Source organism: Streptomyces sp. NPDC051913, assembly GCF_044593635.1.
In the GTDB taxonomy this organism is placed as follows: Bacteria; Actinomycetota; Actinomycetes; order Streptomycetales; family Streptomycetaceae; genus Streptomyces.
Genome location: NZ_JBIUCI010000021.1, coordinates 1 through 23,875, shown reverse-complemented (window position 1 = coordinate 23,875; position 23,875 = coordinate 1). Strand labels below are relative to the sequence as shown.

Sequence of the window (23,875 nt, the reverse complement as noted above, 5' to 3'; positions counted from 1 at the left end):
GGGAGCTCCTGCCTCAGATCGCGAGCTGCTGGTCATTGCGGTTCAGCCAGCGTCGGTAAAAGGAGGTGAAGACGATCAGGATGGCCAGCAGCAGGATGCCGTAGGCGGCCGACTGGGCGAAGTCACGCGGCTGTTGTCCGAAGCCGAGGTAGTAGGCCCAGGTCACGAGGATCTGGGCGTCGGGCGCGGTGTCGCCGAACAGCAGGAAGATGATCGCGAACTGGTTGAAGGTCCAGATGACGCCGAGCAGGACGACGGTGGAGCTGACGGACCTCAGGCCCGGCAGGGTGACGTACCGGAACTTCTGCCAGGCGGTGGCGCCGTCCATCTCGGCGGCCTCGTAGAGGGAGCTGTCGATGGACTGGAGGCCGCCGAGGAGCGACAGCATCATGAAGGGGACACCGCACCAGGTGTTGACCATGATCGCCGCGAACCGCTGCCAGAAGGTGTCCTCCAGCCACAGTGGGGCGGGCAGATGGAGGAAGTCCAGGAAGGAGTTGATGACGCCGCCGTCGGCGAGCATGAAGCGCCAGCCGAAGACGGTGACGAAGGTCGGCACGGCCCAGGGCAGGATCAGGATCATGCGGTACAGCGTCCGGCCGCGCAGCTTCTGGTTGAGCAGCAGCGCGAGGCCGAGGCCGAGGCAGTAGTGCAGGGTGACGCAGAGCGCGGTCCACACGACGGTCCAGATGAAGTGCGACCAGAAGCGGTCGTACGCCGTCGGGCCCCACAGGATGTCGGCGTAGTTGTCGAGGCCGATGAACTTGTAGGTGGCGTCGATGTGGTTGACGCCGATGGTGCGGGCCGTGTTGAGGCTGTTGGCGTCGGTGAGCGTGAGATAGAGGCCGTACACCAGGGGGTACAGCACGAGGACGCCGAGCACGACGACCACGGGGGCGATCATGGCGTAGGCGTACCAGTGCTTCTGGTAGCTGTGCTTGAGGCGCTGTCCCAGGCCGGGCCGGGGCGCGCGGTCACCGCGGCGCTTGCCGGTCGCGCGGTCGATGGCGACTGTCATGGTTCGACGACCTTCGTGAAGTCCTGTGGTTCCAGAGGGGGTACGGCTCTCAGGCCGATGGCCGCCGGATCCCTCCCCCCGTGGTCGGGAGATCCGGCGGCCTGTCGGGGCTTACTTGCTGAAGTCCGGCACCAGCTTGGCGATGGCGGTCTCAGCGCTGCTCAGGCCCTTGTCGAGGGACTCCTTGCCGCCGGCGATCTTCGGCAGTTCGGTGTCCAGCGGACCCCACAGGGAGCTGTACTCGGGCAGGGCGGGGCGCGGCTGGGCGGCGGCGAGGACCGTCTGGTAGCCGGCGATGCCCGGGTCGGCCTTGACCTCGGCGGTGTAGGCGTCGTCGCGGGTGGGCAGCGTGGAGTTCTTCAGCGCGATGGTCGCCTGGGACTTCGCGGAGGTCATGAAGTTGACGAACTTCAGCGCGGCCTTCTGGTGCGCGGCGTCGGAGCCGGCGTAGACCGAGAGGTTGTGACCGCCGGTCGGGGCGCCGGCCTTGCCGGTGGAGCCGGCCGGGACGGTGGCGATGCCGAGGTTGGTCTTGTCCTTGAACGCGGAGCCCTTGTAGAAGTTGGTGATCTCCCACGGGCCCTGGATGATCGCGGCGACCTTGCCGTTGACGAACGCGTCCTGGATGTGGGCGTAGGCGTCGGCGGTGGTGTCGGCCTTGTGCAGGCCCTTGCCGGAGAAGAGGTCGAGCCAGGTGCCGTACGCCTTCTGGGCGGCGGCGGAGTTGACCGTGATCTTCTTGGCGGAGGCGTCGACGGTGTCGGTGCCCTCGCCGTAGAGGAAGGACTGGGCGTAGTAGGCCTGGGTGGAGCCCCAGTAGCCGTCGACGCCGGTCTTGCTCTTGATGGTGGCGGCGGCGGCCTTCAGGTCGTCCCAGGTCTTGGGGGCCTCGACGCCGGCCTTCTCGAAGAGTTCTTTGTTGTAGACCAGGGCGAGGGTGTCGGTGACCAGCGGGACGCCGTAGGTCTTGCCCTCGTACTTGGCCTGCTCCAGCAGGTTGGACTTGAACTTGCTCTGGTCGGCGAGGGCCTCGGTGCCGTCGAGGGGCAGGAGGTAGCTCTTCTTGGCGAAGGCGGGGGTCCAGCCGACCTCGGCGCGGAGCACGTCGGGGGCGCCCTTGGAGCCGGCGGCGGTGTCGAACTTGTTCTGCGCCTGGTCGAAGGGGACGTTGACGTACTTGACCTTGACGTCCTTGTGGGACGCCTCGAACTCCTTGATCAGAGCCTTGTAGGTCGGCGCCTCATTGGTGGCGTTGGAGGTGTCCCACCAGGTGATGGTGACCGGACCGCTGGATTCGCTGTCGCCGTCGTCTCCGCCGCAGGCCGTCGCCGCGAGGGCGAGGGACGCCACCAGCGCGGTGGCCGCTATGCCACGCCGCATGAGTTCTCCTTGAGGGTGAAAGCCCGTGTGGTGCAGGAAGGCGGTCCCGCCCGCTTCCCTGCGTGGTGCAGGGGTCGGCCCCGTCTGCCGTCCCTGCTGTGGTGCCGACTGCGCCGTTGCGGCGGCCGGGCGACGTGAACGTAACAGCCGTGTAAGCGTTGCGAAAGACCTTGCAGCAAAAAAGTGCAAGACGTCTCGTAAGTTATCCGCGCGTGACCTCTCGGCTACCGCCGTGAGACGCTTGTTTCCAGGGGTGGAGCGGCGGAGAGCGCGCTGTGCAAGACTCTGCAAGCTCTTGCCATCACTTTCACGAGGGAGCGCGATGACCCAGCAGCTCGGACCGGGACGGTCAACAGGTCGCCCACGGCGTCCGATTGGTGTGCAAGGGGAGGGACGGCCGGTACAGTCCAATCCTGTGACCACACGGCTTGCCGACATCGCTGCTCAAGCGGGGGTCAGCGAAGCGACCGTCAGCCGCGTCCTCAACGGGAAGCCGGGCGTCGCCGCGACCACTCGCCAGTCCGTGCTGGCCGCACTGGACGTGCTCGGGTACGAGCGTCCGGTGCGGCTGCGTCAGCGCAGTGAGGGCCTGGTGGGCCTGATAACGCCGGAGCTGGAGAACCCGATATTCCCCGCGCTGGCGCAGGTGATCGGTCAGGCGCTGACCCGGCAGGGCTACACCCCGGTGCTGGCCACCCAGACCCCCGGCGGCTCGACCGAGGACGAGCTCACGGAGATGCTCGTCGACCGGGGCGTGGCCGGCATCATCTTCGTCTCCGGACTGCACGCGGACACCTCCGCCGACATGCAGCGCTACGAGCAGCTGCGCGGCCAGGGCGTGCCGTTCGTGCTCGTGGACGGTTTCTCGCCGAAGGTGCAGGCGCCGTTCATCTCCCCCGACGACCGTGCGGCGATGACGCTGGCGGTCACGCATCTCGCCTCGCTCGGACACACGCGGATCGGTCTCGCGGTCGGTCCGAAGCGGTTCGTGCCGGTGCAGCGCAAGATCGAGGGCTTCGTACGGGCGATGCAGGACCAGCTGGGGATGTCCGCGGAGTCCGCGGAGTCGGACCTGGTACAGCACTCGCTGTACACCCTGGAGGGCGGTCAGGCCGCCGCGACCGCGTTGATCGGCCGTGGCTGTACGGCGGTCGTGTGCGCGAGCGACATGATGGCGCTGGGTGCGATACGGGCGGCCCGGCAGCTCGGTCTCGAAGTGCCGCGGGACATCTCGGTGGTGGGCTTCGACGACTCCCCGCTGATCGCGTTCACCGATCCGCCGCTGACGACGGTCCGCAAGCCGGTTCCGGCGATGGGCCAGGCCGCGGTGCGGACACTGCTGGAGGAGATCGGCGGGACGCCCGCTCCGCACAGTGAGTTCGTGTTCATGCCGGAGCTGGTGGTGCGTGGTTCCACGGCTTCGGCGCCTGTCGCGTCCCGTACGGAGCGGGCTCGTTCCTGAGGCGGAGAAACCGGGCTTTCGGGACCTGCGCAGGGAGGAGACGAGGGCCTCGTTCCGCCGTAGAACATGCGTCCTGAACCCGACCGGGGGATGATCTGGGGGCAAGGGCTTTTCTGGCAGACTCTGTGTCCATGGGTGATTCGACCGTGACGACACTGGAAGGCCGCGAAGAGGCCGTTCCGCATCCTGTCGCGGACAGTTCGGACAGGGGCCTTCTTCGCCGCCTGCGCACCCCCCGCCGCCCCCGGCTGTGGTTCGAGATCCTGCTGATCGCGGTGAGTTACTGGACGTACTCACTGATCCGCAACGCGGTCCCGGAACAGCGAGCCGAGGCGCTGCGCAATGCCGACTGGATCTGGCGGGTCGAGCACGACCTGGGGATCGCGGTCGAGGAGTCGGTCAACCACGCCGTGAACTCGGTGACTTGGCTGATCGTGGGCATGAACTACTACTACGCGACGCTGCACTTCGTGGTGACACTGGGTGTCCTGGTGTGGCTCTTCCGCTACCACCCCGGCCGCTACGCGGCGACGCGCATGGTCCTCTTCGCCACGACCGGCGTCGCCCTCGTCGGTTACTACCTGTATCCGCTGGCCCCGCCCCGGCTGATGAACGGCGGCGACTTCGTCGACACCGTCATGGTCCACCAGACCTGGGGTTCGATGGCGTCCGGCGATCTGAAGAACATGTCGAACCAGTACGCCGCGATGCCGTCCATGCACATCGGCTGGTCCCTGTGGTGCGGCCTGACGATCTTCGCGCTGGCGTCGGTGCCGTGGGTGCGGGTCCTCGGCCTGCTCTACCCGGCGGCCACCCTGGTCGTCATCGTCGCGACGGCCAACCACTTCTGGCTGGACGCGGTGGGCGGCATCCTCTGCCTGGCCTTCGGCTTCACGGTGGCGAGGCTCTGGTACGGGGCCCTGCCGTACCGCCTCCCCCAGCTGGTGCCGCCGGTCAGCCGACCCCGGCCGCGGAGCGCATCGCCGCGATGAACGCCCGCAGCGCGGGCTGCGGCGGGGCGGTCTCGCGTACGGCCGCGTAGATCGACCGGGTCGGCTCGGGCGCCCGCAGCTCCCGTACGACCACGCCTTCGCTCACCCCGTTCCGCAGCCCGAGCCGCGGGATCAGGCTCACCCCGAGCCCCGCCGCCACGAAGCCCTGCGCGGTGACGTAGTCCTCGCTCTCGACGACGAACCGCGGCCGGAACCCGGCGGCCTCGCACGCGCTCAGCTGGGCGTCGAGACAGGGGCCGGGCCACTCACTGCCGACCCAGGGTTCCTCCGCGAGGTCGCGCAGCCCCGGTTCCGGGGCGTCCGCCAGCCGGTGTCCGTCCGGCAGCACCGCCAGATACGGATCGTCGAGGAGATGCAGGAGCCGCACTCCTTCGTGCCCCGTGGGCCCCACGACGAGCGCGAGATCCGCCCGCCCCTCCCGCACGTCCGGCAGGGGGTCCTCGGGGTCGATGAGCTTGAGCTCGATCTGCACGCCGGGATGTTCCGTCCGCAGCCTCGCGACCGCCGGGGCGACCAGTGCCGCCCCCGCCGTCGCGAAGTACCGCACCGCCAGCCGGCCCGTGCGCCCCGCGAGCAGATCCGCCAGGGCCGTCTCCGCCTCGGCGACCTGACGGCCGATGGCGTCCGCGTACCCGGTCAGCAGCAGCCCGGCGGCCGTCGGCCGCACCCCCCGCCCGACCCGCTCCAGCAGCTCGGTCCGCGCCTCCTTCTCCAGCGCGGCGATCTGCTGGCTCACCGCGGACGGCGTGTACCCGAGGACCGCCGCCGCCCCCGTCACCGACCCGCTGCTCACCACGGCCCGCAGCACCTGCATCCGACGCACATCCAGCATGTAGCGCAGCTTAACAACATATCCAGAACTCTTCACTTGTCCTCACGCGTCGTCTCCCGGACCGTAGAGCCATGTCTCCCGCCTCCACACTCCGCATGGCCGCCCTCGCCCTCCTGTGGGGCTCGGGCTTCCTGTGGATCAAGCTGGCCCTCAACCACGGCCTCTCCCCCGCCCAGATCACCATCGTCCGCTGCGCGCTCGGCACGGTGACCCTGTGGGTGCTGGCCCGCTCGGCCGGCCAGCGCCTTCCCCGCTCCCGGGCCACCTGGGGGCACCTGGTGATCGCCGCGCTGTTCTGCAACGCGATCCCGTTCGCCCTGTTCGCGGTGGGCGAGCAGCACCTCGACTCCGGCATCGCGGGAGTCCTGAACGCCACGACGCCGCTGTGGTCCCTGCTGATCGGCGTGCTCCTCGGCACCGACCGCGGCCTGCACCCCCTGCGCCTGACCGGCCTGCTCCTCGGCTTCGCCGGTACGGTCCTGATCTTCGCGCCCTGGCACCGCTCGGGCCTGCTGAGCTGGAGCGCGCTTGCGCTGCTGGGAGCCGCGGCGAGCTACGCGGTGGCGTTCGCGTACATGGCCCGCAAGCTGACCGACAAGCGGGCGCCGATGGCGATGTCGGCGGCACAGCTGCTGATGGCGACGGGGTGGACGACGCTGTCGGTCCCGGTGGCGGGCCCGGTGGAGGCGGACCTCGTGGGGCTGGCAGCCGTCACAGCCCTCGGAGTACTGGGCACAGGGGTGACCTTCTACCTCAACTACCGCTTGATAGCCGACGAGGGCCCGACAACGGCGGCGACGGTGGGCTACTTGCTGCCGGTGGTGTCGGTGGCGCTGGGAGCGGTGCTGTTGAACGAGCAGGTAGGGGTGAGGGTGCTGACAGGCATGGCGGTGGTGCTCATGGGCGTCGCCATGACACGGGTGCCAGGGGCGCGGGGCTGTGCTCGATTTGCGGCTACCGCCGCGCGGGCGCGAGCAACCACAACGCACCCGCACCCGACGAAGAAGGCCTACGCCCCGTAGAACAACGTCTCCACCACACTCCGCGCCCTGCGCGCCGTACGCCGATACGCATCCAGCATGTCCCCCGCGTGCCCGGGTCCGTACCCCAAGTACCGCCCCACAGCCGCCAGTTCACGCGCCTCCGTCGGGAACGTGTCCCCCGCCCGCCCCCGCACCAGCATCACGGCGTTACGCACCCTCGTCGCCAACACCCAAGCCTCATCAAGGATCTCGGCGTCCTCCGAGCCGATGAGCCCGGCGGCGCAAGCCGCCGCAAGCGCCTCCCGCGTCCGGGTCGTCCGCAGCCCCGGTTCGGCCCACCCGTGCTGCAACTGAAGCAACTGCACAGTCCACTCGACGTCCGACAGCCCGCCCGGCCCGAGCTTCGTATGCAGCTTCGGGTCCGCGCCACGAGGCAACCGCTCCGCCTCCATCCGCGCCTTCAGCCGCCTGATCTCGCGTACGGCGTCCTCGCCGAGCCCCTCCGCCGGGTACCGCAGCGGATCGATCAGCTCGATGAAGCGCTGCCCCAAGTCCTCGTCACCGGCGACGACTTCGGCCCGCAGCAGCGCCTGCGACTCCCAGACCAGGGACCAGCGGCGGTAATAGGCCTCGTACGACTTCAACGTCCGTACCAGCGGCCCGGACTTGCCCTCCGGGCGCAGGTCCGCGTCGATGAGCAGCGGCGGGTCGGCGCTCGGGATCTGGAGGAGCCGGCGCATCTCGGAGACGACCTTGTTGGCGGCTTCGGAGGCGGACTGCTCGGGGACGCCGTTACGCGGCTCGTGGACGAACAGGACGTCGGCGTCGGAGCCGTAGCCGAGTTCGTGGCCGCCGAAGCGGCCCATGCCGATGACGGTGAACCGGGTCGGCAGGGTGTCGCCCCAGGTGTCGCGCACGACCGCGCGCAGGGTGCCCGCGAGGGTGGCCGCGTTGAGGTCGGAGACGGCGCCGCCGACGCGGTCGACGAGGGCGCCCTGGTCGGCCTCGACGGGCTGGGTCTCGGTGCCGTAGGAGCCGATGATGTCGGCGGCGGCGGTGCGGAACAGCTCGCGGCGGCGTACGCCGCGGGCCGCGGTGACGGCCTTCTCGGCGGTGTCCGCGCGGCTGACCGCGGCAAGGACCTCCGGTTCCAGGGAGGCCCGGTCGCGGGGCGCGAGGCCTTCCTCGTCGCCGAGGAGCGCGACCGCCTCGGGGGCGCGCATGAGCAGGTCGGGGGCGAGACGGCCGGCGGACAGGACGCGGGCGAGGTTCTCGGCGGCGGCGCCCTCGTCGCGGAGCAGCCGCAGATACCAGGGGGTCTTGCCCAACGCGTCCGAGACCTTGCGGAAGTTGAGCAGGCCGGCGTCCGGGTCGGCGGAGTCGGCGAACCAACCCAGCAGGACGGGCAGGAGGGTGCGCTGGATCGCGGCCTTGCGGGTGACGCCGGAGGCGAGGGCCTCCAGGTGGCGCAGGGCGGAGGCGGGGTCGGCGTAGCCGAGGGCGACGAGCCGCTCGCGGGCCGCCTCCGGGCTCAACCTGGCCTCACCCGGCGCCAGTTGGGCGACGGCGTCGAGCAGCGGCCGGTAGAAGAGCTTCTCGTGCAGGCGCCGTACGACGCTGGTGTGCCGTTTCCACTCGCGGTTCAGTTCGGCGACCGGGTCGGTGCGCAGGCCGAGCGAGCGGCCGATGCGGCGCAGGTCTGTCTCGTCCTCGGGGACGAGGTGGGTGCGGCGCAGCCGGAACAGCTGGATGCGGTGTTCCATGGAGCGCAGGAAGCGGTAGGCGTCGTCGAGCTGGACGGTGTCGTCGCGGCCGACGTAGCCGCCGGCGGCGAGGGCCTGGAGGGCGTCGAGGGTGGTGCCGCTGCGCAGCGAGGCGTCAGCGCGGCCGTGCACCAACTGGAGCAGCTGCACGGCGAATTCGACGTCGCGGAGCCCGCCGGGCCCGAGCTTCAGTTCCCGCTCGACCTCGGCGACGGGGATGTTCTCGACGACGCGGCGGCGCATCTTCTGCACGTCGGCGACGAAGTTCTCGCGCTCGGCGGCCTTCCAGACGAGGGGTTCGAGGGCGGCGATGTACTCCTCGCCCAGCTCGATGTCCCCGGCGACCGGCCGGGCCTTGAGCAGCGCCTGGAACTCCCAGGTCTTGGCCCAGCGTTGGTAGTAGGCGAGGTGGGAGGCGAGCGTTCGCACGAGCGGGCCGTTGCGGCCCTCGGGGCGCAGGTTGGCGTCGACGGGCCAGATGGATCCCTCGACGGTGGTCTCGGAGCAGACCCGCATCATGTGCGAGGCGAGCTGGGTGGCGGCGCGCAGGGCCTTGCCCTCGTCGGCCCCGTCGACCGCCTCCCCCACGAAGATGACGTCCACGTCGGAGACGTAGTTGAGCTCGTGGCCACCGCACTTGCCCATCGCGACGACCGCGAGCCGGCACAGCGCCGCGTCCTCGGGGGCGGCGGCGCGCGCGATGGCGAGGGCGGCGCGCAGGGTGGCGGTGGCGAGGTCGGCGAGCTCGGCGGCGGTCTCGGCGACATCGGTGGTGCCGCAGACGTCGCGGGCGGCGATGGAGAGCAGGCAGCGGCGGTAGGCGACGCGCAGGGAGACGGGGTCGGTCGCCTCGGCGAGCCCGCGTTCGAATTCCTCCACCCCGGGGTGCAGGTCGCGCGGCTCGTACATCACGAGCGCCTGCCAGTCGCCGGCGTGCCGGGCGAGGTGCTCGCCGAGCGCGGCGGAGGCGCCGAGCACCCCGAGCAGCCGGTCGCGCAGCGGCTTGGCGGCTATGACCGTGTCGAGCAGCTCCCGGTCCGTCTGCGCCTCCAGGAGCCGGACCAGACCGTGCAGCGCGAGATCGGGGTCGGCGGTGGCCCCGAGGGCCTCCAGGAGCACCGGGTCATTGCGTACGCCGCTCAGCTCCGGTCCGTCGAGGAGCCGCTCGGCGGCGGAGGGATCGGTGAACCCGTGCCGCAGCAGCCGCGAAAAGGTACTGCTCCTGCGCCCCGGCGCCGTCATCCCCGGCCCTCCCGTCGGATCAAGGTCGTACGGCCTTGAGCCTAACCGCAGACCTGGAGGGAAGCGCCGATGAGTTCCGGGCCGCAACGGGGTCTGCCCTGTATGACTCACGACGAACCACAGACCCGACTGGACCGGCGCTACAGCGACCCGACCGCCACGGCGACCCCCTGGCCGCGGGCCGCCGCGCTGCTGGAGTCGGCCGAACTGTTCTGGATCTCGACGGTACGGCCGGACGGGCGCCCGCACGTGACCCCGCTGCCCGCGGTCTGGTCGGACGGCGCCCTGCATTTCTGCACGGGCCCCGAGGAGCGCAAGGCCCTGAACCTCGCGGCGAACCCGCAGGTCGTGCTGACGACCGGGACGAGCACCTGGAACGAGGGGTACGACCTGGTGGTGGAGGGCGAGGCGGTCCGGGTCACCGACGACGCCCGGCTGCGGGCGCTGGCGGCCGGGTGGGAGGCGAAGTACGGCGAGTTCTGGCACTTCGAGGTCCGGGAGGGGTGTTTCCACCACGGTGGAGGAAGCGCTCTGGTCTTCTCGGTAGCGCCGCGCACGGTTTTCGGCTTCGGTAAGGGGGAGCCGTTCAGCCAGACGCGTTGGCGTTTCACCTGAGGGAGCCTTGCCATGGACATGAGTCTCGAAGTCATCCTGATGCCGGTCACCGACGTGGACCGGGCCAAGGAGTTCTACCGGGACAAGGTCGGTTTCCACGTGGACCTGGACGGCGAGGTGATGCCGGGCGTCCGGATCGTCCAGCTGACCCCGCCGGGCTCGGGCTGTTCGATCGCGCTCGTCGACGGTCTCCAGGTCCCCACGGGCACCCCGCAGCCGGGCACGTACCACGGCATGCAGCTGTGCGTCACGGACGCGAAGGCGGCGTACGAGGAGCTGACGGCCCGCGGTCTGGACGTCACCGAGCCGCAGTCCTTCGGCCCTCAGGACGGCGCCACGTTCATGTACTTCAAGGACCCGGACGGAAACGGCTGGGCGATCCAGGAGTACCGCCGCAGGGCCACGGAACCCCTCCACCAGGTGCTGGCGCAACTGGCGGAGGGGTAGGCGACAGGCGCTTACAGCACCGGCAGGTTCTTCCGCAGCTCGAACGCGGTGACCTCGGAGCGGTACTCCTCCCACTCCTGGCGCTTGTTGCGCAGGAAGAAATCGAAGACGTGTTCGCCGAGGGTCTCGGCGACCAGGTCGCTGCGTTCCATCAGGGTCAGGGCCTCGCCGAGGTTCTGCGGGAGGGGCTCGATGCCCATCGCGCGGCGCTCGGCGTCGGAGAGGGCCCAGACGTCGTCCTCGGCGCCCGGCGGAAGCTCGTAGCCCTCCTCGATGCCCTTGAGGCCGGCCGCGAGGAGCACGGCGTAGGCCAGGTAGGGGTTGGCGCCGGAGTCGATCGAGCGGACCTCGATACGGGCCGAGCCGGTCTTGCCGGGCTTGTACATCGGGACGCGGACCAGGGCGCTGCGGTTGTTGTGGCCCCAGCAGATGTACGAGGGGGCCTCGCCGCCGGCGCCGGCCGTGCGCTCGGAGCCGCCCCAGATGCGCTTGTAGGAGTTGACCCACTGGTTGGTGACCGCGGAGATCTCCGCGGAGTGCTTCAGCAGGCCCGCGATGAAGGAGCGGCCGACCTTGGAGAGCTGGTACTCCGAGCCCGACTCGTAGAACGCGTTGCGGTCGCCCTCGAAGAGGGAGAGGTGCGTGTGCATGCCCGAGCCCGGGTGCTCCGAGAACGGCTTCGGCATGAACGTGGCCTGCACGCCCTGCTCCAGCGCGACCTGCTTCATGACCAGGCGGAAGGTCATGATGTTGTCCGCCGTGGAGAGCGCGTCGGCGTAGCGGAGGTCGATCTCCTGCTGGCCCGGCGCCCCCTCGTGGTGGGAGAACTCGACCGAGATGCCCATCGACTCCAGCATGGTGATCGCCTGGCGGCGGAAGTCCATGCCGATGTTCTGCGGCGTGTGGTCGAAGTATCCGGAGTTGTCGGCCGGGGTCGGGCGGGTGCCGTCCAGCGGCTTGTCCTTCAGGAGGAAGAACTCGATCTCCGGGTGGGTGTAGAAGGTGAAGCCCAGGTCGGAGGTGCGGGCCAGGGCGCGCTTGAGCACGTAGCGCGGGTCCGCGAAGGACGGGGAGCCGTCCGGCATCAGGATGTCGCAGAACATCCGGGCCGTACCGGGGGCCTCCGCGCGCCACGGGAGGATCTGGAACGTCGACGGGTCCGGCTTGGCGATCATGTCGGACTCGTAGACCCGGGCGAAGCCCTCGATCGCCGAGCCGTCGAAGCCGATGCCCTCGTCGAAGGCCTGTTCCAGCTCCGCCGGGGCCACGGCGACGGACTTGAGGAAGCCCAGCACGTCCGTGAACCACAGGCGTACGAACCGGATGTCGCGCTCCTCCAACGTCCGGAGCACGAACTCCTGCTGCTTGTCCATCTTCCGCTTCCCCATCCTTGCTGGTCAGGCCGCCTGCCTCCGGTCCCGCGAGAGACGGTCGGGCACCTGAGCATCCCACCACAACACCATTTCATCCGTGTTGCGGACCATGATCGGCAGGCCGACGCCCGGTTGAACGCCTCACGTCCGACAGGTGTACTGTTCTGCGCCCATCTTGCCTGCTCGGACGCGCGGAAGTAATGCCGGGCGGGCCGCAACCTGCGAGGCCCGGGGCGTGAGCGGAACCCGATCTTCGGCCATTCCTGTGCCCGCCCTACGAGAGACCCGGTCCTCCCTATTACGATCAGCGGACCCGATCGGCCCCCTTTCCCCAGAAGGACACAACCCCATGGGCTCCGCCAAGAAGAAGGAATCCGCCGCACGGCAGGCGCGTATAGCCGAGATGCGGCGGGCCGAGCAGGCTCGCGAGCGCCGCAACCGGCTCCTCACGATCGGGGCGAGCGTGGCGGTCGTGGCCGCTCTCGTCGTCGGCGCCGTCGTGCTCGTGCAGTCGCAGGACGACGACAGCAGCACCGCGTCCGACTCGAAGAACCCGGGGCACTGGACCACGGGCAAGGACGGCGTGAAGACGTGGTCGGCGAAGCTGAGCCAGACGCATGTCACCAAGACGGTGAAGTACCCGATGACGCCCCCGGCCGGCGGTGACCACAACGCGGTCTGGCAGAACTGCAACGGCGACGTCTACACCAAGGCGCTCGACAACATGAACGCGGTGCACTCGCTGGAGCACGGCGCGGTCTGGGTGACGTACACCAGCAAGGCCGAGAAGTCCGACGTGGAGGCGCTCGCGGCGAAGGTGAAGGCGACGCCGTACACGCTGATGAGCCCGTACGAGGACCAGGCGGACCCGATCATGCTGACGGCGTGGGGCCACCAGCGGACGGTGACGAGCGCGAGCGACCCGAACGTGGCGAAGTTCTTCGAGAAGTACGTCCAGGGCGAGCAGACGCCGGAGAAGGGCGCGGTGTGCACGGGCGGTAAGGCGCAGTGAGGCAGGTCGGCTGGATCGCGGGGACCGCGGCGGCAGTGCTCGTCGCGGCCGGCGCGGTCACCTACGCGGTCGCCGACGGCGACGACTCCACGGCCACGCCCACCGCCGACTCCGCGGACGCGGGCTTCGCGCGGGACATGGCGGTCCACCACCAGCAGGCGGTGGAGATGTCGTTCATCGTGCGCGACCGCACCAAGAACGAGGACGTGCGCAGGCTCGCGTTCGACATCGCGCAGACGCAGGCCAACCAGCGCGGCATGCTGCTGGGCTGGCTGGATCTGTGGGAGCTGCCGAAGGTGTCGTCCGACCCGCCGATGACCTGGATGGACATGGGCGGCATGGCCGACGGCAAGGACGGCGCGCTGATGCCGGGCATGGCGACGAACACCGAGTTGAAGGAACTCCAGAAGCTCAGCGGCAAGCAGGCCGAGATCCTCTATCTCCAGTTGATGACCGAGCACCACAAGGGCGGCATCCACATGGCCGAGGGCTGTGTCGCGCGCTGCACGGTGAAGGTGGAGAAGGACATCGCGCAGGGCATGGTGAACGCCCAGGAGTCCGAGATCGAGCTGATGACGGACATGCTCAAGGAGCGGGGCGCGAAACCGCGTTCATAGCGCGCGGCGGCTCGCCATAGAGGGTTTCCCCTCGGTCCTCATAGCGCGTTAACCCTCAAATGGCCTTGTCATTAGGTTAATTGGGCTCTTCTTGGGATTCGTATTCCCCTCGCATGAACGGTTCGCCGAAAGAGTGGCCCCCGGCGAGTGATCCACTCGCGACGAACCGCATACAGGGGGTTCCATGAGATCCAACCGCGCAAGAACGCGCGCCGGAGTGAGCATGGCAGCGACACTGCCGATGATCGCCGGCGCGCTCGCGCTCGGTATACCCGCGGCGCACGCCTCGGACTCCCCGGCCCGTGACACGCTGTCCGGAACGAAGCCCGCGTGGGCCACGACCAAGGCCGACAAGGGTGCCACCGCCGACAGTTCGCGGGTCTCGGCCCGGGTCTATCTGGCGGGCAAGGACGCGGCCGGCCTCGCCGCGTACGCGAAGTCGGTGTCCGACCCGTCCTCGGCGTCGTACGGCAGGTACCTGAGCGCCGGCCAGGCGCAGTCCCGCTTCGGCGCGACGAAGGCCCAGGTCGCCGCCGTGAAGTCCTGGCTGACGTCGGCCGGTCTGAAGGTCACCGGCGTCTCGCAGCACTACGTCTCCGTCACCGGCGACGTGGCCGCCGCCGAGAAGGCGTTCGGCACCCAGCTGCACAACTACGCCAAGGGCACGAAGACTTACCGCGCGCCCTCGAAATCGGCGTCCGCGCCGGAGAGCCTGAACGGTGCCGTCCTGACCGTCACCGGACTGGACAACGCCCCGCACAAGGCCGACCACGACGAGCAACTGCCGGGCCCCGGAGCCGTGTTCAAGAACTCCGGCCCGTTCTCGTCGTACTACGGCTCCACCATCGCGAGCACGCTGCCCGACGCGTACGGCACCAAGATCCCGTACGCCGTGCAGGGTTACACCGGCAAGCAGCTGCGTGCCGCCTACGGGGCGGGCAAGTACACGGGCAAGGGGGTGCGCGTCGCCATCACGGACGCGTTCGCCTCCCCGACCATCGCCTACGACGCGGCCACCTACGCGAAGAAGCACGGCGACGCGGCCTACACCACGGGCCAGTTGAAGCAGGTCCTGCCGAAGAACTACACGCACACCGGTGCCGACGAGTGCGACGCCTCCGGCTGGTACGGCGAGGAGACCCTCGACGTCGAGGCCGTGCACGCGGTCGCGCCGGACGCGCAGATCACCTACGTGGGCGCGGCGTCCTGCTACGACGACGATCTGCTGGACTCGCTCAGCAAGATCGTCGACGGCCACCTCGCCGACATCGTCTCCAACTCCTGGGGCGACATCGAGGCCAACCAGACGCCGGACCTCGCGGCCGCGTACGACCAGGTCTTCCAGTTCGGCGCGGTGGAGGGCATCGGCTTCTACTTCTCCTCCGGTGACAACGGCGACGAGGTCGCCAACACCGGTACGAAGCAGGTCGACACCCCGGCCAACTCGGCGTGGGTGACGGCGGTCGGCGGTACCTCCCTCGCCGTCGGCAAGGGCGACAAGTACCTGTGGGAGACCGGCTGGGGCACCGAGAAGGCCACGCTGTCCGCGGACGGCAAGAGCTGGACCAACTTCCCCGGCGCGTTCACCTCCGGTGCGGGCGGTGGCACCAGCAAGACCGTCGCCGAGCCCTTCTACCAGAAGGGTGTCGTCCCGGACGCGCTGGCGAAGGCCAACAACGCGGCCGGCAACCGGGTGGTCCCGGACATCTCCGCGATCGCCGACCCCAACACCGGCTTCAAGGTCGGCCAGACGCAGACCTTCCCGGACGGGTCCGAGAAGTACAGCGAGTACCGCATCGGCGGCACGTCGCTGGCCTCGCCGGTGATCGCGGCCGTGCAGGCGCTGGCGCAGGAGGCGCGGGGCGGTAAGGCGATCGGGTTCGCCAACCCGTCGATCTACGCCAAGTACGGGTCGAAGGTCTACCACGACGTCACCGACAACCCGACGGGCTCCGGCCTGGCGGTCGCGCGCGTGGACTTCGTGAACGGCTATGACGCGACGGACGGTCTCACCACCTCGGTGCGCTCGCTCGGCAAGGACAGCTCGCTGATCGCGGTCAAGGGGTACGACCCGGTCACCGGCGTGGGCACGCCCACGAACGGTTACGTGGAGTCGTACAAGCGCCGCTAGCGGCGACGGCAAGGCAGTCGACGGGGCGCGGGACGATCATGTCCCGCGCCCCATCGCGTCGCTCTGACGATTACACGGATTACACTGGACGTCGTGCCTCCGACTCCGTTGAACTTCCGGTCGATCTATCAGCACGGCTTCGCGCGGGTGGCCGCCTGTACGGGCCACACCGTCATCGCCGATCCGCCCGCCAACGCCGAAGCGGTCCTGCGGCACGCGCGCCGGTGCTCGGACGAAGGGGTCGCGGTCGCGGTCTTTCCCGAGATGGTGCTGTGCGGGTACTCCATCGAGGATCTGCTGCTCCAGGACGCGCTGCTCGACGAGGTCGAGGCGGCGCTCGCGACCGTGGTGGCCGGGTCCGCGGGTCTGCTGCCGGTGCTGGTGGTGGGCGCCCCGCTGCGGCATCGCAACCGGGTCTACAACTGCGCGGTGATCGTGCACCGCGGCCGGGTCCTCGGCGTCGTACCGAAGTCGTACCCGCCGAACTACCGCGAGTTCTACGAGCGCCGGCAGATCGGCGACGGCGCGGACGAGCGCGGCGGGTCGATCCGGGTCGGCGGTGCCGAGGTGCCGTTCGGCGTGGATCTCCTCTTCGAGGCGTCCGACGTGCCCGGACTCGTCCTCCACGCCGAGATCTGCGAGGACATGTGGGTGCCGGTGCCGCCGAGCGCGGAGGCGGCCCTCGCCGGGGCCACCGTGCTGGTCAACCTGTCCGGCAGCCCGATCACGGTCGGCCGGGCCGAGGACCGCAAGCTGCTGTGCCGTTCGGCGTCGTCGCGCTGTCTGGCCGCCTATGTCTACGCGGCGGCCGGGTCGGGCGAGTCGACGACCGATCTGTCCTGGGACGGCCAGACGATGGTCTACGAGAACGGCGTGCTGCTCGCGGAGACGGAGCGGTTCCCGCTCGGGGACGAGTACGCGGTGGCCGACGTGGACCTCGATCTGCTGCGGCAGGAGCGGCTGCGGATGGGCACCTTCGACGACAACCGCCGTACGCACGGGGCCCGGACGGGCGACTTCCGCACGATCGGCTTCGAGCTGGACCCGCCGCTCACCGACCTGGGGCTGCGACGCCGCCTGGAGCGCTTCCCGTTCGTGCCGGCCGACGCCGCCCGGCTCGCCCAGGACTGCTTCGAGGCGTACAACATCCAGGTCCAGGGCCTCCAGCAGCGGCTCGCCTCCATCGGTGGCTCCAAGGTCGTCATCGGTGTCTCCGGCGGTCTGGACTCCACCCACGCGCTGATCGTCGCCGCCCGCGCCATGGACCGCGCCGGACGCCCGCGCAGCGACATCCTGGCCTGGACACTGCCCGGCTTCGCCACCAGCGACCACACCAAGGACAACGCGCACAAGCTGATGAACTCCCTCGGCGTCACCGCGGCCGAGCTGGACATCACGCCGACCGCGCGGCTGATGCTGGCGGAGATGGGGCATCCGTTCGCGTCCGGCGAGCCGGTGTACGACGTCACCTTCGAGAACGTCCAGGCGGGCCTGCGCACCGACTATCTCTTCCGCCTCGCCAACCAGCGCGGCGGCATCGTGCTCGGCACCGGTGACCTCTCCGAGCTGGCGCTCGGCTGGTCGACGTACGGCGTGGGCGACCAGATGAGCCACTACAACGTCAACGGTGGCGTGCCGAAGACGCTGATCCAGCACCTCATCCGGTGGGTCATCAGCAGCGGCCAGTTCGGCGAGGAGACCGGCCGGACCCTCGCCGCGATCCTCGACACGGAGATCAGTCCGGAGCTGGTGCCGGGCGAGGAGATGCAGTCGACGGAGTCGAAGATCGGCCCGTACGCGCTGCACGACTTCACGCTCTTCCACGTCCTGCGCTACGGCTTCCGCCCGTCGAAGATCGCCTTCCTGGCGTGGCACGCCTGGAAGGACGCCGAGGCCGGCGCGTGGCCGCCGGGGTTCCCCGAGGCCAAGCGGGTGGCGTACGAGCTGCCGGAGATCGCCAAGTGGCTGGCGGTCTTCTGCCGCCGCTACTTCGGCTTCGCCCAGTTCAAGCGCTCGGCGATGCCCAACGGCCCGAAGGTCTCCGCGGGCGGCTCGCTGTCGCCCCGCGGCGACTGGCGTGCGCCGTCGGACAGTTCGGCGCGGGCGTGGCTGCGGGATCTGGAGCGGTTCGAGGAACTGGCAGCCGATCGCTGACGCTCAGAGCAGTTCCCGCGGGGCGCGCAGCGCGTGCCGGAGGCCGGCCGCCAGGGACAGGACGACCACCCCGAAGAACAGCCAGAACAAGAACTCGGCGCCGCTCGCGAGATCGTAGGTGGTGCCGTCCTCCCAACGGCAGTACGCCCGCGGTGGAAACACCGTGGAGACGCCCCTGACGGCCCCGTCGCCCAGGATGCCCTTGCTCATGGGCTCCCTGGGGCACGGGGCCGTGTCGGGGAAGAGGACGGCGTCGTCCGCCGCCACGACGGCCAGCCACGCCCCCGCCGCGAGCGGCGCCGCCCAGAAGACGGCGCTCCGCACGGCCCACGGCAGCCGGGGCAGCGCGAGCCAGCCGCGCAGGGCGACCTGGCAGACGACGAGGGTCACGAAGACCACGAGTAAGGTCACGTCGCCGTCCGCCCGGGGCGCGTTGATCGCTGCATCGGCTCACCCCATCAGCACCGGGACCGGGCGAGCTGTGGCGGAAGCCACTCCTCCGGCCACAGCCGTGTCACAGCGGACGGGGTGTCGGGGGTACGACGGCTCAGTGCCGCAGCAGCTCCGCGGCCTGCGGCAGATGCGCCGCCACGACCCGCTCGCGTACCGCCGCCGGCATCCGGCGCCGGTCCACCGCGTACGCCACGCCCGCCACCGCGAGTCCCAGCACCGCCAGCACCGCGCCCGCCAGCGCCGGCGAGGTGACCCCGAACCCGGCGGCCAGCGCGAGGCCGCCGATCCACGCACCGCCGGCGTTCGCCAGGTTGAAGGCGGCCTGGTTGGCGGAGGAGGCCAGCGAGGGGGCCGAGGCGGCCTTCTCCATGACCATCAGCTGGAGCGGCGAGCCGGTGACGAAGGCGGCCACGCCGAGCAGGACGACGCCCGCGGCGGCGCTCACCGGCGTGCTCATCAGCAGCGGGAAGGCGCCGAGGACGACGACCAGCGAGACCAGGCCGCCGAACAGGGTCGCCCGCATCGCGTGGTCGGCCAGCCGTCCGCCCAGCAGGTTGCCGGCCGTGGCGCCCACGCCGAACAGCGCGAGCAGCAGCGTCACGCTGGTGTCGGCGTAACCGGCGGAGTCGGTCAGCATCGGCGTGATGTAGCTGTACGCGGAGAAGAGCGCGCCGAAGCCCGCGACGGTCGTACCGAGGGCCAGCCAGACGGGGAGGGACTTCAGGGCCGCGAGCTCACCGCGCAGACCCCCGTGCGCGGGCGCCACCCGGTCGCGCGGGATCAGCGCCGCCAGGTCCGCGATCGCGGCGAGGCCGATGGCGCTCACCCCGAGGAAGGTGGCCCGCCAGCCGAGGTGCTGGCCCATGAGCGTGGCGACCGGCACGCCGGCGATGTTGGCGACGGTCAGCCCGAGGAACATCAGCGACACCGACCGGGCCTTGCGCTCGGGCGCGACCATGGTCGTGGCGACGACCGCGCCGACGCCGAAGAAGGCGCCGTGCGGCAGGCCGCTGGCGAAGCGGGCGAGCAGCAGCCAGCGGTAGTCGGGCGCGAAGGCGGAGGCCGCGTTGCCGGCGACGAACAGGGCCATCAGCGCGATGAGGACCGTACGGCGGGACATGCGCGCGGTGACCGCGGCGAGCAGCGGGGCTCCGATGACGACGCCGAGCGCGTACGCCGAGACCAGGTGGCCGGCGGTGGGGAGGGAGATGTTCAGGTCGTCGGCGACCTCGGGGAGCAGGCCCATCATGACGAACTCGGTGGTGCCGATCCCGAAGGCGCCCACGGCGAGGGCGAGCAGGGCGAGGGGCATGGAGGTGCCTGTGCCTTTCAAGGTCAAGTTCCGCGGCGCTTATGTTCAGCTACGGAACAAAGCCTTTCGGGCCCAGTATTCCATACGGTCAGGACGAGGTGTCGACCGTCACACGGGCCGCCACCGGGAGATGGTCACTGCCCGTCTCCGGCAGGGTCCACGAGGTCTCCGGCTCGACACCCTTGACCAGGATCTGGTCGATCCGCGCCATCGGGAACGAGGCCGGCCAGCTGAACCCGAACCCGCTGCCCGCCGCGCCCTGCGTGGAACGCAGCTGGGAGGTGACGGCGTTGAGGGCGCGGTCGTTCATCGTGCCGTTGAGGTCGCCCAGCAGCACGATGCGCTCCAGCGGCTCGTCCGCGATGGCCTCGCCCAGCGCGTCGGCGCTCTTGTCGCGCTGCCGGGCCGTGAACCCGGCCTCCATCTTCACCCGCACCGACGGCAGATGGGCGACGTAGACAGCGACCTGCCCGGCGGGCGTGGTCACCGTGGCCCGCATGGCCCGGGTCCAGCCCAGCTTGATGTCGACGGGCTTCACCCCGGTCAGCGGGTACTTGCTCCACAGTCCGACGGTGCCCTGCACCGAGTGGTACTTGTACGTCCCCGCCAGCGCCTTCTCGTACGTCGGGACCGCCGCGGAGGTCAGTTCCTCCAGGGCGAGGACGTCGGCGCCGGACGCGGCGACGTCGCGGGCGGTGTCGGCCGGGTCGGGGTTGTCGGCGTTGACGTTGTGCGTGGCCACCGTGAGGTCGCCGCCGGAGCCGGCCTTGTCGGTGAGCAGCCCGCCGAAGAGGTTCAGCCACACGACCGCCGGGAGCAGGATCGCGATCAGGGCGGTCGCCGACTTGCGGACGACGGCGAGGACCAGCAGGACGGGGACGGCGAGGCCCAGCCAGGGCAGGAAGGTCTCGGTGAGGCTGCCGAGGTTGCCGATCCGGTTGGGGATCCGTGAGTGCATCAGCATGACCAGGGCGAGGAGCAGCGCCAGCGCGGCGAGGACCAGTCCGCGCCGCCAGATCCGCGGGTCGCCCCGCCAGCCGCCGAGCAGCGCGTCCCGCAGGCGTCGGAGCCTGGATCCCCGGCGCTCGGGCCCCGAGCCACCGTTGTCCGTCTCCTCCATGTACGCCTGCTGCGCCATACCGCGTCGCCTCACTGCCTGCCGTGCATCCGTCCGTCCCCCCGGTAACTCAAGACCCTAGGGGATGATCGGTTCTGATCCCGCCGTCCCATGACGGCCGTACCCGCACGAGGACGTACAAGTCACCGTCCGAAGTTCCGAACACGGCCGGAGAAAGCGCGGTCTGTGACGAAACGCGCACATGAGGGTTACGGGGTCGGCGAACTGACGGGCGGTGAGCTGACGGGACGTAGTCCTTCGAGGATGGTGTCGACGATCTGCTCGGACAGCCCCTCGGGGAGGTCGGCGTCCGGGCGCATGAAGGTGCGCACCAGCATGGGGCCGACGAGCATGTCGTTGACGAGTTCCAGGTCGACGTCGGCGCGGAGTTCGCCGTTGTCCCGGCCCCGGCGCAGGACCTCGATGCCGACGCGGCGCCGGGGGGCGATGGCGGCGTCGTGGTAGGCGCACCAGATCTTCGGGCTGCTCTTCATCTGGGCGTGGACGTTGTGCAGGATCGCCGAGGTACGGCGGATGAGCCCGCGCTGCCGCAACGACTCCAGGAGCACGACGAGGTCGTCCCGCATGGAGGTGCCGGGCAGCACCGGGTCCGGCGGTTCGGCCGTCCGTACGACGTCGACGAAGAGCTCCTCCTTGCCGCTCCAACGCCGGTAGATCGCGGCCTTGCCGACCCCGGCGGTACGCGCGATCCGCTCGATGGAGAGCTCCGCGAGCGGCACCCCTTCCTCCAGCAGCTTCATCACGCCCTCGACGATGGCCCGCTCCACGGCCTCGCTGCGGGGCCTGCCGCGGGTGGGCGCGGCACGACGGGGGTCGGGGTCGCCGGTGAAGCCGGTCGTCCCGGTCGGCGAACCGGTGGGACCGGGCGTTGCGCCTGTGGGACGGGTGCTGCCGGTGGGCCCGGCCCCCGGGGCACCCGGCTGCCGAGAAGACGCCCCCACGCCGCCCGGCGGCCGAGCGGGCTCCGCCAGGTCGCTCTGCTGCCCGGGGGCCTCCGCCGGCTCTGCCGTCCGCCGGGGCGCTCCCGACCGGACCGGGGTGCCTTCCGCTTCGGCGAGGCTGGTCACGTGGGTGGGTCCCTTCTGTGGTGTGGGGTGATTTTCCCCCGTACGCACGCGCGCGTGCCCCGGTCACTCCGCCGCGGTGACCAACTCCCGCCCCTGCGCGTCCTTTTCGCCCGCGGGAGGCTTGCCCGGCAGGAACACGGCGACCACCACCGCGCCGATCACGGCGACACCCGCGCCCCACAGGGCGGTGATGTGCATGGCGTGGAGGAAGGCGTCGTGGGCCGGGCCCACCAGGGCGGCGCCCTTGGGGCCGAGCTTCTCGGCGACGCCGAGGGTCGCCTCGATGGACTCGCCCGCGGTGTGGCGGGCGCCGGCGGGGAGCAGGCCGAGCTTGTCCTCGATGCCGCTGCGGTACGCCGTGGAGAGGACCGAGCCGAGGACGGCGATACCGAGGGCACCGCCGAGCTGGCGGAAGGTGTTGCTCAGCGCGGACGCGGAACCGGCCTTCTCGCGCGGCAGGGCCTGCATGATGACGACACTGACCGGGGTCATGATGTGCGCCATGCCGGCACCCATGAGGAAGAAGACGACCTCCAGGACCCAGATCGGCGTGTCCGCCTCGAAGCCGGCGAACGCGGCCAGCATCGCCGCGATGACCAGCAGTCCGGCCGTGGTGGTGGCCTTGTTGCCGAACCGGTCGACGACCAGCCGGGCCCGCGGCGCGAAGATCATCTGCGCGGCGGCCAGCGGCAGCATCAGCAGGCCGGTCTGAAGGGGTGAGTAGCCGCGCACGCTCTGGGTGTAGAAGACGGAGAAGAACGTCACGCCCATCAGCGCGAAGAAGACCAGCGCGATGGCGGCGATCGCGGCCGAGAACACCTTGTTCTTGAAGTAGGTGACGTCGATGGACGGATGGTCACTGCGCTTCTCGAACACCACGAACGCGACGAGTACGGCGAGACCGGCGCCGATGGTCGACAGCACCGCCGGGTCCGTGAAGTCGGCGAGCTGGCCGCCCTTGATGATGCCGTAGACCAGAAGGACCAGTCCGACGACGGACAGCACGACGCCGATCGGGTCGATGCGGCCCGGGCTGGGGTCGCGGGAGTCCGGCACCAGCCACAGCATCAGGGCCAGCGCGAGCAGCACGATCGGCACGTTGATGAGGAAGACCGAGCCCCACCAGAAGTGGTCGAGGAGCACTCCGCCGGTGATCGGCCCTATGGCGATGGCGAGGCCGACGCCGCCGGCCCAGATGCCGATGGCCTTGGGCTGCTCCTCGCGCTCGAAGACGTTCATGAGGACGGCGAGGGTGGCCGGCATCACGAACGCGGCGCCGAGACCCATGACGGCGCGGAAGGCGATCAGCTCGCTCGGCGACCCCGCGGTGGCGGCGAGCGCCGAGCCGATGCCGAAGACGGCGAGCCCGCCGAGCAGGACCCGCTTGCGGCCGAGCCGGTCACCGAGGAGCCCGGCGCTGAACAGAAGGCCCGCGAAGACCAGGGTGTAGGCGTTGATCGCCCACTCCAGCTCGCTCTGCGTGGCGCCCAGGCCGGTCGGAGCGGGGGTCGAGATCGTCTTGATCGCGACGTTCAGGATCGAGTTGTCGAGCACCACGATCAGCAGGCTCAGCATCAGCACACCGAGAATCGCCCAGCGACGCCGGTGCACGGCCTCGGGAACGGTCGGGCCGGGCGCGGCGTGGTCGGCAGGAGAGGTCATGCCGTCGAGCCTAGGCGAATTCCGATACGGAACCGTCTCGTATCGAATTACTTTACGGAGACCTTACGCAGCCCTTAACAGCCTTTACCGGAGTCCTTGCCCCCGTACCTAGGTGTATTGATCACGAGCGTTGTTGACACTGGCGGGCCTTGAACATGGCGAAGACCTCCGATGTGGTGGAGCTGTCTAGGAACACACCGC

The 23,875-nt window shown here is 70.1% G+C and carries 19 protein-coding genes; 9 read left to right on the top strand and 10 right to left on the bottom strand.

Annotation, left to right across the window (positions count from 1 at the left end; translation table 11 throughout):
- Positions 1 to 13: 13 nt before the first annotated feature.
- Positions 14 to 1,018, bottom strand: a complete 1,005-nt coding sequence (locus ACIHIX_RS40460; protein ID WP_399965459.1) for a carbohydrate ABC transporter permease — start codon at positions 1,016 to 1,018, stop codon at positions 14 to 16.
- A gap of 111 nt (positions 1,019 to 1,129) precedes the next feature.
- Positions 1,130 to 2,398: an extracellular solute-binding protein gene (locus ACIHIX_RS40455; RefSeq protein ID WP_399965457.1), complete on the bottom strand. Its 1,269-nt coding sequence runs from the start codon at positions 2,396 to 2,398 to the stop codon at positions 1,130 to 1,132.
- Positions 2,399 to 2,813: 415 nt separating this feature from the next.
- Here ACIHIX_RS40455 and ACIHIX_RS40450 point away from each other — a divergent pair, with 415 nt between their 5' ends.
- Entirely contained in the window at positions 2,814 to 3,860 is a 1,047-nt protein-coding gene (locus tag ACIHIX_RS40450) for a LacI family DNA-binding transcriptional regulator (RefSeq protein ID WP_399965455.1), read from the top strand.
- Between the two features lie 131 nt (positions 3,861 to 3,991).
- Positions 3,992 to 4,852 carry a phosphatase PAP2 family protein gene (locus ACIHIX_RS40445; RefSeq protein WP_399965453.1) on the top strand — a complete coding sequence of 287 codons (861 nt, stop codon included), beginning with the start codon at positions 3,992 to 3,994 and terminating at the stop codon, positions 4,850 to 4,852.
- On the opposite strand, the gene ACIHIX_RS40440 is transcribed toward ACIHIX_RS40445, so the two are convergent.
- Entirely contained in the window at positions 4,815 to 5,705 is an 891-nt protein-coding gene (locus ACIHIX_RS40440) for a LysR family transcriptional regulator (RefSeq protein ID WP_399965451.1), read from the bottom strand. The genes ACIHIX_RS40445 and ACIHIX_RS40440 overlap by 38 nt on opposite strands.
- A 71-nt stretch (positions 5,706 to 5,776) precedes the next feature.
- On the opposite strand from ACIHIX_RS40440, the gene ACIHIX_RS40435 reads away from it, so the two are divergent.
- Positions 5,777 to 6,727: a DMT family transporter gene (locus ACIHIX_RS40435; RefSeq protein WP_399965449.1), complete on the top strand. Its 951-nt coding sequence runs from the start codon at positions 5,777 to 5,779 to the stop codon at positions 6,725 to 6,727.
- Here the strand turns inward: ACIHIX_RS40435 and ACIHIX_RS40430 are convergent.
- A complete protein-coding gene (locus tag ACIHIX_RS40430; RefSeq protein ID WP_399965447.1) occupies positions 6,715 to 9,693 on the bottom strand; it encodes a bifunctional [glutamine synthetase] adenylyltransferase/[glutamine synthetase]-adenylyl-L-tyrosine phosphorylase in 2,979 nt (992 codons plus the stop codon). The two genes, ACIHIX_RS40435 and ACIHIX_RS40430, sit on opposite strands and share 13 nt — an antisense overlap.
- A 102-nt stretch (positions 9,694 to 9,795) precedes the next feature.
- Here ACIHIX_RS40430 and ACIHIX_RS40425 point away from each other — a divergent pair, with 102 nt between their 5' ends.
- Positions 9,796 to 10,308 (top strand): pyridoxamine 5'-phosphate oxidase family protein, encoded by a 513-nt coding sequence (locus ACIHIX_RS40425; RefSeq protein ID WP_399965445.1) that lies wholly within the window; start codon positions 9,796 to 9,798, stop codon positions 10,306 to 10,308.
- A 12-nt stretch (positions 10,309 to 10,320) separates the two neighbouring features.
- On the top strand, positions 10,321 to 10,755 hold the full coding sequence (locus ACIHIX_RS40420; protein WP_399965443.1) for a VOC family protein: 435 nt from the start codon (positions 10,321 to 10,323) through the stop codon (positions 10,753 to 10,755).
- Between the two features lie 11 nt (positions 10,756 to 10,766).
- On the opposite strand, the gene ACIHIX_RS40415 is transcribed toward ACIHIX_RS40420, so the two are convergent.
- Positions 10,767 to 12,128 (bottom strand): glutamine synthetase family protein, encoded by a 1,362-nt coding sequence (locus ACIHIX_RS40415; RefSeq protein WP_266830106.1) that lies wholly within the window; start codon positions 12,126 to 12,128, stop codon positions 10,767 to 10,769.
- A gap of 349 nt (positions 12,129 to 12,477) precedes the next feature.
- Between ACIHIX_RS40415 and ACIHIX_RS40410 the strand changes: the two genes are divergently transcribed.
- The 4 genes from ACIHIX_RS40410 to ACIHIX_RS40395 all read left to right on the top strand — a co-directional run bounded on the left by ACIHIX_RS40410 (position 12,478) and on the right by ACIHIX_RS40395 (position 18,042).
- The gene (locus tag ACIHIX_RS40410; protein ID WP_399965440.1) at positions 12,478 to 13,140 is read left to right on the top strand and encodes a DUF3105 domain-containing protein; all 663 of its coding nucleotides are present in this window, start codon (positions 12,478 to 12,480) and stop codon (positions 13,138 to 13,140) included.
- Positions 13,137 to 13,757 carry a DUF305 domain-containing protein gene (locus ACIHIX_RS40405; protein WP_399965438.1) on the top strand — a complete coding sequence of 207 codons (621 nt, stop codon included), beginning with the start codon at positions 13,137 to 13,139 and terminating at the stop codon, positions 13,755 to 13,757. Before ACIHIX_RS40410 ends, ACIHIX_RS40405 begins: the two co-directional genes overlap by 4 nt.
- A gap of 223 nt (positions 13,758 to 13,980) precedes the next feature.
- Entirely contained in the window at positions 13,981 to 15,888 is a 1,908-nt protein-coding gene (locus ACIHIX_RS40400; protein WP_399965436.1) for a protease pro-enzyme activation domain-containing protein, read from the top strand.
- Between the two features lie 108 nt (positions 15,889 to 15,996).
- On the top strand, positions 15,997 to 18,042 hold the full coding sequence (locus ACIHIX_RS40395) for an NAD(+) synthase (RefSeq protein WP_399965649.1): 2,046 nt from the start codon (positions 15,997 to 15,999) through the stop codon (positions 18,040 to 18,042).
- 3 nt (positions 18,043 to 18,045) lie between these two features.
- Here the strand turns inward: ACIHIX_RS40395 and ACIHIX_RS40390 are convergent, their stop codons facing one another.
- From ACIHIX_RS40390 to ACIHIX_RS40370, 5 genes are all read right to left on the bottom strand, one after another.
- Positions 18,046 to 18,453, bottom strand: coding sequence for a hypothetical protein (locus tag ACIHIX_RS40390; RefSeq protein WP_399965434.1), 408 nt, complete (start codon positions 18,451 to 18,453; stop codon positions 18,046 to 18,048).
- Between the two features lie 136 nt (positions 18,454 to 18,589).
- The gene (locus ACIHIX_RS40385; RefSeq protein WP_399965432.1) at positions 18,590 to 19,807 is read right to left on the bottom strand and encodes an MFS transporter; all 1,218 of its coding nucleotides are present in this window, start codon (positions 19,805 to 19,807) and stop codon (positions 18,590 to 18,592) included.
- An 88-nt stretch (positions 19,808 to 19,895) separates the two neighbouring features.
- Positions 19,896 to 20,945: an endonuclease/exonuclease/phosphatase family protein gene (locus ACIHIX_RS40380; protein ID WP_399965430.1), complete on the bottom strand. Its 1,050-nt coding sequence runs from the start codon at positions 20,943 to 20,945 to the stop codon at positions 19,896 to 19,898.
- 188 nt (positions 20,946 to 21,133) lie between these two features.
- Positions 21,134 to 21,886 (bottom strand): TetR/AcrR family transcriptional regulator, encoded by a 753-nt coding sequence (locus tag ACIHIX_RS40375; RefSeq protein WP_399965647.1) that lies wholly within the window; start codon positions 21,884 to 21,886, stop codon positions 21,134 to 21,136.
- A gap of 189 nt (positions 21,887 to 22,075) precedes the next feature.
- On the bottom strand, positions 22,076 to 23,674 hold the full coding sequence (locus ACIHIX_RS40370; protein WP_399965428.1) for an MFS transporter: 1,599 nt from the start codon (positions 23,672 to 23,674) through the stop codon (positions 22,076 to 22,078).
- Positions 23,675 to 23,875: the final 201 nt, after the last annotated feature.

Bases quoted from the DNA above. Each gene is read 5' to 3' on its own strand.
- ACIHIX_RS40460 (WP_399965459.1), bottom strand. From the start codon at position 1,018: ATGACAGTCGCCATCGACCGCGCGACCGGCAAGCGCCGCGGTGACCGC.
- ACIHIX_RS40455 (WP_399965457.1), bottom strand. From the start codon at position 2,398: ATGCGGCGTGGCATAGCGGCCACCGCGCTGGTGGCGTCCCTCGCCCTC.
- ACIHIX_RS40445 (WP_399965453.1), top strand. From the start codon at position 3,992: ATGGGTGATTCGACCGTGACGACACTGGAAGGCCGCGAAGAGGCCGTT.
- ACIHIX_RS40440 (WP_399965451.1), bottom strand. From the start codon at position 5,705: ATGCTGGATGTGCGTCGGATGCAGGTGCTGCGGGCCGTGGTGAGCAGC.
- ACIHIX_RS40435 (WP_399965449.1), top strand. From the start codon at position 5,777: ATGTCTCCCGCCTCCACACTCCGCATGGCCGCCCTCGCCCTCCTGTGG.
- ACIHIX_RS40430 (WP_399965447.1), bottom strand. From the start codon at position 9,693: ATGACGGCGCCGGGGCGCAGGAGCAGTACCTTTTCGCGGCTGCTGCGG.
- ACIHIX_RS40425 (WP_399965445.1), top strand. From the start codon at position 9,796: ATGACTCACGACGAACCACAGACCCGACTGGACCGGCGCTACAGCGAC.
- ACIHIX_RS40420 (WP_399965443.1), top strand. From the start codon at position 10,321: ATGGACATGAGTCTCGAAGTCATCCTGATGCCGGTCACCGACGTGGAC.
- ACIHIX_RS40415 (WP_266830106.1), bottom strand. From the start codon at position 12,128: ATGGACAAGCAGCAGGAGTTCGTGCTCCGGACGTTGGAGGAGCGCGAC.
- ACIHIX_RS40410 (WP_399965440.1), top strand. From the start codon at position 12,478: ATGGGCTCCGCCAAGAAGAAGGAATCCGCCGCACGGCAGGCGCGTATA.
- ACIHIX_RS40400 (WP_399965436.1), top strand. From the start codon at position 13,981: ATGGCAGCGACACTGCCGATGATCGCCGGCGCGCTCGCGCTCGGTATA.
- ACIHIX_RS40385 (WP_399965432.1), bottom strand. From the start codon at position 19,807: ATGCCCCTCGCCCTGCTCGCCCTCGCCGTGGGCGCCTTCGGGATCGGC.
- ACIHIX_RS40380 (WP_399965430.1), bottom strand. From the start codon at position 20,945: ATGGCGCAGCAGGCGTACATGGAGGAGACGGACAACGGTGGCTCGGGG.
- ACIHIX_RS40370 (WP_399965428.1), bottom strand. From the start codon at position 23,674: ATGACCTCTCCTGCCGACCACGCCGCGCCCGGCCCGACCGTTCCCGAG.